This window comes from Mesorhizobium sp. WSM4850 (genome assembly GCF_055811735.1).
Map to the genome: position 1 here is coordinate 105,388 of NZ_JBVVPV010000005.1, position 12,037 is coordinate 117,424.

At 64.5% G+C, this 12,037-nt stretch carries 7 protein-coding genes; 6 read left to right on the forward strand and 1 reads right to left on the reverse strand.

All coding sequences use genetic code 11. The annotated features are described in order from the left end of the window. The first annotated feature begins 8 nt into the window (after positions 1–8). The 4 genes from AC0L2Z_RS08580 (at position 9) to AC0L2Z_RS08595 (ending at position 6,246) form a co-directional block, all read left to right on the forward strand. The gene (locus tag AC0L2Z_RS08580; RefSeq protein WP_128173735.1) at positions 9–1,043 is read left to right on the forward strand and encodes an ABC transporter substrate-binding protein; all 1,035 of its coding nucleotides are present in this window, start codon (positions 9–11) and stop codon (positions 1,041–1,043) included. Between the two features lie 67 nt (positions 1,044–1,110). After that, entirely contained in the window at positions 1,111–2,307 is a 1,197-nt protein-coding gene (locus AC0L2Z_RS08585; RefSeq protein WP_128173734.1) for a serine hydrolase domain-containing protein, read from the forward strand. Between the two features lie 81 nt (positions 2,308–2,388). Continuing rightward, positions 2,389–3,570: a serine hydrolase domain-containing protein gene (locus AC0L2Z_RS08590; protein WP_473627526.1), complete on the forward strand. Its 1,182-nt coding sequence runs from the start codon at positions 2,389–2,391 to the stop codon at positions 3,568–3,570. Between the two features lie 369 nt (positions 3,571–3,939). Further along, the gene (locus AC0L2Z_RS08595; protein WP_473627528.1) at positions 3,940–6,246 is read left to right on the forward strand and encodes a Tex family protein; all 2,307 of its coding nucleotides are present in this window, start codon (positions 3,940–3,942) and stop codon (positions 6,244–6,246) included. Here AC0L2Z_RS08595 and AC0L2Z_RS08600 read toward each other — a convergent pair whose 3' ends face one another. After that, positions 6,247–7,143, reverse strand: a complete 897-nt coding sequence (locus AC0L2Z_RS08600) for a LysR family transcriptional regulator (protein WP_473627529.1) — start codon at positions 7,141–7,143, stop codon at positions 6,247–6,249. 182 nt (positions 7,144–7,325) lie between these two features. Here AC0L2Z_RS08600 and AC0L2Z_RS08605 point away from each other — a divergent pair, with 182 nt between their 5' ends. Then, entirely contained in the window at positions 7,326–8,531 is a 1,206-nt protein-coding gene (locus tag AC0L2Z_RS08605) for an acyl-CoA dehydrogenase (protein ID WP_473627531.1), read from the forward strand. Positions 8,532–8,654: 123 nt separating this feature from the next. After that, the gene (locus AC0L2Z_RS08610) at positions 8,655–12,032 is read left to right on the forward strand and encodes a transglutaminase family protein (RefSeq protein WP_473627532.1); all 3,378 of its coding nucleotides are present in this window, start codon (positions 8,655–8,657) and stop codon (positions 12,030–12,032) included. Positions 12,033–12,037 lie beyond the last annotated feature (5 nt).

Below are 12,037 nucleotides of genomic sequence, written 5' to 3' on the forward strand. Positions count from 1 at the left end.
GAGATACGATGAAGTGGAAACTGACTGCGACGGCGCTCAGCGCCGCGCTGTTCGCCTCGGCGGGTCTCGCCCGCGCCGACGGCGAACTCAACATCTACAATTGGGGCAACTACACCAGCCCCGAGCTCGTCAAGAAATTCGAGGAGACATACAAGGTCAAGGTGACAGTCACCGACTACGATTCCAACGACACCGCGCTGGCCAAGATCAGGCAGGGCGGCAGCGGCTTCGATGTCGTGGTGCCCTCGGCGAGCTTCGTGCCGATCTGGATCCAGGAAGGGCTGCTCCTGGAGACAGAGCCGGACAAGATGGAGAACTTCAAGAACATGGATCCGAAATGGGTCGATGTTCCCTTCGATCCGGGCCGCAAATACACCGTGCCGTGGCAGTGGGGCACGACTGGCGTCACGGTCAACACCGCAGTCTACAAGGGCGATCCCAACACCTCGGCCATCTTCCTGGATCCGCCGCCGGAACTGGTCGGCAAGATCAACGTCGTTCCCGAAATGGCCGACGTCATGCATCTCGCCATCAGATATGTCGGCGGCGAGCCGTGCACCGGCGACAAGGAGGTGCTGAAGAAGGTGCGCGATGTGCTGGTGGCGGCAAAGCCGAAATGGATTTCCATGGACTACGGCACGGTCGAGAAGTTCGCCAAGGGCGACTTCGCCGCCAGCGTCGACTGGAACGGCGCGTCGTTTCGCTCCCGCCTGCAGAACAAAGATATCGTCTTTGGCTATCCGAAGGAGGGCTATCCAATCTTCATGGACAATCTCGCGGTGCTGAAGGACGCCAAGAACGTCGAGAACGCCAAGCTGTTCCAGAACTTCGTCATGGCTCCCGAGAACGCCGCGATGATCTCGTCTTTCGCGCGCTACGCCAACGGCATCAAAGGATCGGAAGCCTTCATGCCTGAGGACATGAAAACGGCGCCGGAGGTCAACATCCCCGCCGAGTTCGCCGACAAGGGCACGTTCATGCTGACCTGCGCGCCCGACGTGCAGGCACTCTACACCAGGATCTGGACCGAACTGCAGAAGTGATCGCATCGTTGACGGACCCGGCGGCGGGCGCCGCCGGGTCCGTTTTCATATTGCCGGGACGCATCTCATGACTTCCTACCGCAATAGTGAACCGGCGCCGCCGATCATGCAGGGCTCACCGCCCAAGATGGTGCCGCCGAAGCTCGACTGGGACAGGGGACCCTGGAATCGGTGGGCATTCCAGCACATCCGCGAAATTCTGCCGACCGTCGAAGTCTGGCGCGGCAATGGCCATCGCCGCCGCTTCGAGCGGACCGAGGTCGATCTCGACGCGCTGCCGGTGGGCGGCAGCACGGGGCAGCCTTCGACGCTGGCCGGGCTGCTGGACGAAACCTATACGGATGGGTTCCTCGTGCTCAAGGATGGCAAGATCGCCTATGAGCGCTATTGCAACGGCATGACCGAGCGCACGCTGCATTTGTCGCAGTCGATGGCCAAGTCGGTCACGGGCTCGGTGTTCGGCATACTCGCCGGGCGCGGCCTGATCGATCCCGCCATGCCGGTGACGACCTATCTGCCGGAGCTGGAAGCTACCGGCTGGGCCGGCGCCAGCGTGCAGCATGTGCTCGATATGACGACCGGCGTGCGTTTTTCGGAGGAATACACCGACCGCTATTCCGATATCGGCCAGGTCGATGTCGCCAGCAGCTGGAAGCCGGTGCCGCCGGACAGCGACCCGGCCTTCGAGTGGCCATCGCATATGTTCGAATTGATCCTGCGGCTCAAGAAGACAAGCCGGCCGCATGGCGCTGCGTTCGAGTATCGTTCGATAGAGACCGACGTGCTCGCCTTCATCATGGAACGGGTGACCGGCAAGCGGCTGGCGCAACTGGTTTCGGAAGAACTCTGGCAAAAGCTCGGCGCGGATGAAAGCGCCTGCTTCACCGTCGACAGCGCCGGCTACGCCATCGCCGATGGCGGCTTCAACGCCACGCTGCGCGACTATGGCCGTTTCGGCCAGCTGATCCTCGACCATGGCGGCGGTGTCGTGCCGGCCGACTGGATCGAGGCGACGCGCACCGGCAGGCACGGACCGGACTTCAATCCCAGCCTGCCGCAAGGCAGCTACCGCAACCAGTTCTGGATCGAGGACCCGCGTTCGCGCGCGCTGATGTGCCGGGGGGTGTTCGGGCAGCTGATCCATATCGACTGGAACAGGAGAATGGTCGTGGTGAAGCTTTCGAGCTACCCCGATTTCACCAGCATCGCCTTTTCGGTGGCGACGATGAAAGCCGTCCACGTGATCGCCGCCGCGCTTGGCTAAGTGACGGTTTGGAAACTCTACTCTGGCGGCCATCTGATTTCGAAACAGTCTCTAAGTTCCTAAAAACCGGAAGGAAAAGCCATGACCGGTAAGACCGCGTTCGAGACCAGACATGGCTTTGCCCGCAACAAGGTGCTGCTCGGCAACTGGCGCGAAAGCCCGCTCAGCCGGTGGTCGTTCCAGAATGTCGGCGAGTTGGTGCCGAGCGCACGTGTCGCTGCAGCGTCAAGCGGCAGTGAGGCGCCGGCACAAGATCTTGACGGGCTGCTTGACGAAAAGGTCGCGCTGACCGGCGGTGCCGAGACTGTTGCGGCCTTTCTCGCGCGCTCCGACACCGACGCGCTGACGATCACGAAAGCCGGCAAATTCGTCGGCGACTGGTTCGCACCGCATATGGAGTTCGGCGCGCGCCACATCATCTTCTCGATCAGCAAGTCGCTGACCGCCATTCTGGCCGGCATATTGGAAGGCGAGGGAGTTTTCGATCCGCAGGCGCCGGTGACCCGCTATCTGCCGGAAGCTGCCGGCTCGGCCTATGGCGATGCCAGCGTGCGGCATGTGCTCGACATGAGCGTCAGCCTCGACTTCGAAGAAGCCTATCTCGATCCGGAAAGCGCCTTTGCCCGCTATCGCCGCGCGACGCTGTGGAATCCGGGCGGCGGCATGGAAAGCCTGGCCGACTTCATGCTGACGCTGCAGCGCCTTGACGAGCCGCATGGCCGGACGTTCCGCTACCGCTCGCCCAATTCCGACCTGCTCGGCATCCTGCTCGAACGCGCGTCCGGCCAGCGCTTCGCCGAGTTGATGCACGAGAAATTGTGGCTGCCGCTTGGTGCAATGACCGAAGCCTCGGTGACAGTCGACATGGCCGGCACTGCGCGCACGGCCGGCGGCATTTCGGTGACGCCGCGCGATCTGGCCCGGGTCGGCGAGATGATGCGGCAGGGCGGCATCGCCCATGGCCGCCGCATCGTGCCGGAAGCCTGGGTGCGCGACACTGTCAGCACAGGCGGAGACACGGACGCCTGGCAGCGTGGCGCGATGGCGTTCCGCTTCCCGCAAGGCCGCTACCGCAACAAATGGTACCAGACCGGCGCGGCCAGCGGCGCTTTTTGCGGTATCGGCATCCACGGCCAGTGGCTCTACGTCAATCCCAAGGCGGAGGTGGTTATCGCCAAGATGTCGTCGCAGCCTGAGCCGGTCGACGAGCCGCTCAGTATCGATATGGTCACCTTCTTCGATGCGCTGAGCCGGATGGTCTAGCAGGGCAATCGTATCCGACTGGCAATGTCAGCGCTGCCCCGCTGCCGGCACCTTCTCCCCGTATAGTGACGGGGAGAAGGGGGCTGGCCGCACCGCGGCGCTATTTTTTGCAACGCTGGTCGTTGGCGAAACCCATTGCGAAGGCGTCTTTCTCCCCGTCACTATACGGGGAGAAATGCCCGGCAGGGCAATGAGGGGCAGCGCGCACGTCTGAAGGGCACGGGCAAATCCAGGCGTGGGCGCATTCTGCCATGCGAATTTCCACGTACTTTCCTGTGGAACTATCCGGCGGTTGAAAACGCCGCGGTTGGCGGAGCGACGCTCTGCGCCTATGGTCGCCGCTCTTTTCGACAGGACAGCAGGAACGACATGGCATCCGAGCGCATCGCAACAATCATCGCAGCCGAGATCGCGGCCCGGCCCGAACAGGCCGCGGCGGCGATCGGACTGCTGGACGAAGGCGCGACAGTGCCGTTCGTGGCGCGCTACCGCAAGGAGGTCACCGGCGGTCTGGACGACACGCAGCTGCGCCTGCTGGCCGAGCGCCTAGCCTATCTGCGCGAGCTCGATGCGCGCCGCGACACCATTCTCGGTTCCATCCGCGAGCAGGGCAAGCTGACCGAAGAGCTTGAAACCAAGATCGCGGCGGCCGTCACCAAGGCGGAACTCGAAGACATCTATCTGCCCTACAAGCCGAAGCGCCGGACCAAGGCCGAGATCGCGCGCGAGCGTGGGCTGGGACCGCTGGCCGAGGCCATCCTTGCCGACCGCGCGGCGGCGCCCAGCGAACTGGCGCTGGCCTACATCACTGAAGAGGTGGCCGACGCCAAGGCGGCGCTCGAGGGCGCGCGCGACATCCTATCCGAGCAGTTCACCGAGAATGCCGATCTGGTCGGCAGGCTGCGGAGCTACATGAAGGAACGCGCCTTCATGCGGTCGCGCGTCGTCGACGGCAAGCAGGAAGCCGGCGCGAAATTCTCCGACTATTTCGAGCATGTCGAGCGCTGGGCCAATGTGCCGAGCCATCGCGCCCTGGCGATGCTGCGCGGCCGCAACGAAGAGGTGCTGTCGCTTGATATCGAAGTCGATGCCGACGACGCGTCGCCGGTGAAGCCGGTCGAGCGGATGATCGCCGATGCCTACGCCATTGGCCGCCAGTTGCCGGGCGACCGCTGGCTGATGGAGGTGGCGGGCTGGACCTGGCGCGTAAAGCTGTCGCTGCATCTGACGCTCGATTTGATGCGGGATCTGCGCGAGCGGGCCGAGGAGGAGGCGATCCATGTCTTCGCCCGCAATCTGAAGGACTTGCTGCTCGCTGCCCCGGCCGGCTCGCGCGCCACGATGGGGCTCGACCCCGGCATCCGCACCGGCGTCAAGGTGGCGGTGGTGGACGGCACCGGCAAGCTGCTGGCGACGACGACGGTCTATCCGTTTCCGCCAAGGAATGACGTGCGCGGCACGCAGGCCGAACTGGCAAAACTCATCCGCCTGCACAAGGTCGAGTTGATTTCCATCGGCAACGGCACCGGCAGCCGCGAGACGGAAAGGCTGGTCGCAGACATGCTGGCCGACATGCCTGCCGAGTCCGGGCCGAAGCCGCTCAAGGTGATCGTCAGCGAGGCGGGCGCCTCGGTCTATTCCGCCTCGGCAACAGCAGCGGCGGAATTCCCCGGCCTCGACGTGTCACTGCGCGGCGCGGTGTCGATCGCGCGGCGGCTGCAGGATCCGCTGGCCGAACTGGTCAAGATCGAGCCGAAGTCGATCGGCGTCGGCCAATACCAGCACGACGTCGACCAGTACCGGCTCGGCCGCTCGCTGGAAGCGGTGGTCGAGGACGCGGTCAATGCCGTCGGCGTCGACCTCAACACCGCCTCGGCGCCGCTTTTGGCGCGGGTTTCGGGTCTTGGCGCATCGCTGGCCGAGGCGATCATTGCGCACCGTGACGCGGCGGGTCCCTTCGCCAGCCGACGTGACCTGTTGAAGGTCTCGCGCCTTGGACCCCGGGCCTTCGAGCAATGCGCCGGCTTCCTGCGCATTGCCAACGGCACCGAACCGCTCGATGCCTCGGCCGTGCATCCGGAAGCCTATGGCGTGGCGAAAAAAATCGTTGCGGCCTGCGGACGCGACCTCCGCTCGCTGATGGGCGACAGTGCCGCTCTCAAGGCGCTCGATCCGCGTGTGTTCGTCGATGAGCGGTTCGGCCTGCCGACGGTGCGCGATATCCTGGCGGAACTGGAAAAGCCCGGCCGCGATCCGCGCCCCGGCTTCAAGACCGCGACCTTCGCCGACGGCGTCGACGACATCAAGGATTTGAAGCCAGGCATGCTGCTGGAAGGCACCGTCACCAATGTCGCCGCGTTCGGCGCCTTCGTCGATATCGGCGTGCACCAGGATGGACTTGTGCACGTGTCGCAACTGGCCGACCGTTTCGTCAAGGATGCGCATGAGGTGGTGAAAGCCGGCGACGTGGTCAAGGTGCGTGTCGTCGAGGTCGACATCAAGCGCAAGCGCATCGGCCTGTCGATGCGCAGGGAAGGTGACGGCGGTACACCGAAGCCGCGCGACAATGGCAACAGACCGGCGCCCCGAGCGCCGGCGCCGCAGCGCCAGCCGGAGCGCCCGGTGCAACAAGGGGCGTTCGGCGCCGCGTTGGCCGATGCGTTGAAGCGTAAGTAGCTACTTCTCCGGCGGCACATGGCGCAGCAGCCAGTCGCGAAAACTGGCGACCGGCGGATGGCCGCGCTTGTCATGCGGCACGACGAGGTAATAGGCGCTGCGGCTCTGCATCGGCCGGCCCGGCGCCGGCACCAACTGGCCCCGTTGCAATTCGCCTGAGATGAGGACCTGCGGCAGCAGCGCCACGCCGAGCCCGGCCATGCAGGCCTGGGCGGCGGTGCCGAATTGCTCGAACTGCATGCCGGGCCCGGTCGGTACGCTCAATCCCTGATGCTCGAACCACTCGGTCCATGCGCCGGGCCGCGTCGCCATATGCAGCAGTGGCAGGCGGCCGATATCGGCAGGCGTGGCAATGGCGCGGCCGGCCAGAAATTCGGGCGAGACAACCGGCGCCACTGTCTCGCGCACCAGCAGCGTCGAGTCGGCACCGGGCCAGTCGGGCAGGCCGTAATGGATGGCGGCGTCGAGCCTCTCGCGGGCGAAGTCGAAACGGCCGATGCGGGTGACGAAATTGATGGTGATATCAGGGTTGCTTTCGACGAAATCCGGGATGAGCGGCATCAGCCAGCGTGTGCCGAAGGTCGGCAGGATCGCAAGGTTCAAGATGCCACTATGCCGATTGCTCATCAATCCAAGCGCTGCGTCGCGCAATTGACCCAAGGCGGCGCGCACGGCTTCGGCATAGATCTCACCGGCCGTCGACAGCCTGACATTGCGGCTGTCGCGTTCGAACAGCTGGCGGCCGAACTGGTCCTCCAAAAGTCTGATCTGGCGGCTGACGGCGCCCTGGGTCAGATCGAGCTCCCTTGCGGCGGCGGTGAAGCTGCCCAGCCGGGCCACCGCCTCGAAGGCGGCAAGGGCGCTGATACCAGGCAAAAGGCGGCGCTGCACGTTCATGATTCATTACTAACGCTCATTGGTTGGCGAAGCAATTTCGTTTGATTTTTTCGAACCGGAAGCCGATAAGCCGCCCAATTCATGTTGTTTGTGCATGTCGTTATCCCAAACCGCCGGACACCTTCGGGTAAGGCCCGAGGGCAAGCTTTTGGGCGACATGCAAGAGTTGGGAGACCGAGGCCATGGCCGCCGACAAGAGCGCATTCGTCTGGGATGATCCTTTCCTGATCGAGGACCAGCTGTCGGAAGACGAGCGGATGGTGCGCGATGGCGCAGCGGCATTCGCCGCCGACAAGCTCGCCCCCAGGATCGAGGAAGCCTATCTCGAGGAAAAGACCGATGCCGGGATCTTTCGCGAGATGGGCGAAGCGGGTCTGCTCGGCATCACCATTCCGGAAGAATATGGCGGGCTCGGCGCCAACTACGTCACCTATGGCCTGGTGGCGCGCGAAGTCGAGCGCATCGATTCTGGCTATCGCTCGATGATGAGCGTGCAGTCGTCGCTGGTGATGTATCCGATCCATGCCTATGGCTCGGAGGCGCAGCGCAAAAAATACCTGCCGAAGCTGGCGTCAGGCGAATGGATCGGCTGCTTCGGGCTGACCGAGCCGGATGCCGGTTCCGACCCTGGCGGCATGAAGACGCGGGCCGAGAAGACGGCGAACGGCTACAGGATCTCCGGCTCGAAAATGTGGATATCGAACGCGCCGATCGCCGACGTGTTCGTCGTCTGGGCAAAGTTGTCCGACAAGAGTGGGGGCGCGCATGACGGCGAGATTCGCGGCTTCGTGCTGGAAAAAGGCATGAAGGGGCTGTCGGCGCCAAAGATCGACGGCAAACTCAGTCTCCGCGCGTCGATCACCGGCGAAGTGGTGATGGAATGCGTCGAGGTCGGTGAGGACGCGCTGCTGCCTGACGTGTCGGGCCTGAAGGGGCCGTTCGGCTGCCTCAACCGGGCGCGCTACGGCATTTCCTGGGGGGCGATGGGCGCGGCGGAAGATTGCTGGCACCGGGCCCGCCAATATGGCCTCGACCGCAAGCAGTTCGGCAAGCCGCTGGCCGGCACGCAGCTGTTCCAGAAGAAGCTCGCCGATATGCAGACCGAGATCGCGCTGGGGCTGCAGGGCAGCTTGCGGGTCGGGCGGCTGATGGATGAGGGCAAGATGGCGCCCGAGATGATCTCGATCGTCAAGCGCAACAATTGCGGCAAGGCGCTCGACATCGCCCGCCAGGCCCGCGACATGCATGGCGGCAACGGCATCCAGATCGGCTACCACGTCATGCGCCATGCGCAGAACCTGGAAACGGTCAACACCTATGAGGGCACGCATGACGTGCATGCGCTGATCCTCGGACGGGCGCAGACCGAATTGCAGGCGTTTTTCTAAGCCGGCCCCGAGGCCAGCAACGCTGCTTAAATTAGTTGCACCGCAACATCTCTGCTTGGAGAATGGCCAGCATTTGTGTCAGGGTTCGGCGAGTTCGTTTGAAACGCCGACTTTCGGGGTCCCATGGCAATTCTGGCAGCCGTCTACCACCTGACCCATTACATATATGACCGGCCGGTCGTCCTCGGCCCGCAGATCATCAGGCTGCAGCCGGCGCCGCATTCCCGCACCAAGGTGCTCAGCCATTCGTTGAAGGTCGGGCCGGCGAACCACTTCGTCAATCTGCAGCAGGATCCCTACGGCAATTTCCTGGCGCGCTTCGTGTTTCCGGAACCGGTGACGGAACTGAAGATCGAGGTCGACCTCGTCGCCGACATGACGGTCTACAACCCATTCGATTTTTTCGTCGAGCCGGCGGCCGAGACCTTGCCGTTCGAATACCCGGAAGAGATCAGCGACGATCTCGCCATCTACCGGACGCCGGAACCGGCTGGACCGCTGCTGTCGGCGTTCCTGCAAACCATCGATCGCCACCCAACCAATACCGTCAATTTCGTCGTCGACCTCAATGCCCGCCTGCAGCGCGAGGTCGCCTATATCGTGCGCATGGAAACCGGCGTTTTTTCGCCGGAGGAAACGCTGGCCGCCAAGAAAGGCTCGTGCCGCGATACGAGCTGGCTGCTGGTACAGATCCTGAGGAACCTCGGCATCGCCGCGCGCTTCGTTTCCGGCTACCTGATCCAGTTGAAGCCCGACCTCGTCGCGCTTGACGGACCGCCCGGCACCGCCGTCGACTTCACCGATCTTCATGCCTGGTGCGAGGTCTATCTGCCGGGGGCCGGCTGGATCGGCTTCGACCCGACCTCCGGCCTGCTCACCGGCGAAAGCCATGTGCCGCTGGCGGCCACGCCGCATTTCCGCAACGCCGCGCCTATTTCCGGCATGGCGAGCTTCGCCAATGTCGAGTTCGGCTTCGACATGCGGGTCGACCGCATCGCCGAGCACCCCCGCATCACCAAGCCATTCTCCGACGAAAGCTGGCAGGCGCTTGACGCATTGGGCAGGCAGGTCGACGCCGCGCTCGAAGCCGGGGACGTGCGGCTGACCATGGGTGGCGAGCCGACCTTCGTGTCGATCGATGATTTCGAGGCGGAGGAGTGGAACACCGCCGCCGTCGGCCCGACAAAACGCGAAAAGGCCGATGCGCTGATCCGCCGGCTGCGTGAGCGTTTCGCGCCGGGCGGCTTCCTGCACTACGGGCAGGGCAAGTGGTATCCGGGCGAAAGCCTGCCGCGCTGGACCTTCTCGCTGTACTGGCGCGCCGACGGCGAGCCGGTGTGGAGCGACCCGTCGCTGATCGCGCGGGAGAACAGCGAAGCAGATGTCGGGCCGAAGCAGGCTGAAAGCCTGCTGACGGCGATTGCCGATGAACTCGGCATCGACAAGTCAATGGTCAGCGAAGCCTATGAGGACCCGGCTGAGTGGCTGCTCAAGGAAGGCAAGCTGCCGGACAATGTCGATCCGTCCAATTCGAAGCTGGACGACCCCGAGGAGCGCAGCCGCATGGCGCGGGTGTTCGAACGCGGCCTGACCAAGCCGTCGGGCTATGTACTGCCTGTCCAGCGCTGGAACAGCCAGGCGTCGGGACCGCGCTGGCGTTCGGAGAAGTGGAAGACGCGGCGCGGCAGGCTGTTCCTGGTGCCGGGCGATTCACCGGTCGGCTACCGCCTGCCGCTCGGCACGCTTCCCCATGTGCCGCCGGCGCAGTTCCCCTACATCGTGCCGGTCGATCCTTCGCTGCCGCGCGGACCATTGCCGGCGCGCGAGGCTATTTTGCCTGAAGCCGCTTCTTTGCCGGAGGCTGCCCCGGCCGAACTTGAAGGCGCTGACGAAATGGCGCGCCGCCAGCAGGCGGCGTCCTTCACCGCAGCGACCGGCCAGCAGGACCGTGTCGAACAGGAGATTACCGAGATCGGTGGCGCGGTGCGCACCGCGCTGTCGGTCGAGCCGCGCGACGGACGGCTTTGTGTATTCATGCCGCCGGTCGAGGCGCTGGAAGATTATCTCGAACTTGTCGCGGCGGCCGAGAACGCGGCAAAGGCTATCGGCCTGCCGGTGCATATCGAGGGCTACGGTCCGCCACACGACCCGCGCCTCAACGTCATCCGCGTGGCTCCGGATCCCGGCGTCATCGAGGTGAACATCCATCCGGCTGCGAACTGGCAGGACTGCGTGGCGACGACCACAGCGATCTACGAGGAGGCGCGGCAGACGCGGCTTGGCGCCGACAAGTTCATGATCGACGGCCGTCATACCGGCACCGGCGGCGGCAATCATGTCGTCGTCGGCGGCGCAACACCCAACGACAGTCCGTTCCTGCGCCGCCCCGATTTGCTGAAGAGCCTTGTCCTGCAATGGCAGCGCCGTCCGTCGCTGTCCTATCTGTTCTCAGGCCTGTTCATCGGCCCGACCAGCCAGGCGCCGCGTTTCGACGAGGCGCGCCACGATTCGCTGTACGAGCTTGAGATCGCCATGGCGCAGGTGCCGCATCCGGACAGTGGCAGCGCCCCGTTGCCGTGGCTGGTCGACCGGCTGTTCCGTAACCTGTTGACCGACGTGACGGGGAACACCCACCGTTCGGAAATCTGCATCGACAAGCTGTTTTCGCCCGACGGCCCGACCGGCCGGCTGGGGTTGGTCGAGTTCCGCGGCTTCGAGATGCCGCCCAATGCGCGCATGAGCCTGGCGCAGCAATTGCTGGTGCGCGCCATCATCGCCCGCGCATGGAAGAACCCGCTCGATGGCCGCTTCGTGCGCTGGGGCACGTCACTGCATGACCGTTTCATGCTGCCGCATTATGTATGGGCTGACTTTCTCGACGTGCTTGACGACCTCAAGCTGAACGGCTTCGAGTTCCGTCCCGAATGGTTCGACGCGCAGCTTGAATTCCGCTTCCCGTTCTGCGGCGAAGTCCAGCATGCCGGCATCAAGCTGGAGCTGCGGCAGGCGCTGGAGCCGTGGCATGTCATGGGCGAGCAGGGCGCGATCGGCGGCACCGTGCGCTTCGTCGATTCCTCGGTCGAGCGGCTGCAGGTGAAGACCGAAGGGCTCAATCCGGAACGTCATGCGGTCGTCTGCAACGGCCGCATCGTGCCGATGAAGGTGACCGACTCCAGAGAGATCGCGGTGGCCGGCGTCCGCTTCAAGGCCTGGCAGCCGTCATCGGGGCTGCATCCAGCACTGCCGGTCAACACGCCGCTGGTCTTCGACATCTATGATCGCTGGTCGGGCCGGGCGGTCGGCGGCTGCGTCTACCATGTCGCGCATCCCGGCGGGCGCAGCTACGACACTTTCCCGGTCAACGGCAACGAAGCGGAGGCGCGGCGGCTCGCCCGCTTCGAGCCGCGCGGCCATACGCCGTCCGCCTACGTGCTGCGCGGCGAACAAGCCTCTGAGGATTTCCCGATGACCCTTGACCTGCGGCGGCCTGCAAGACTCTGATCAGC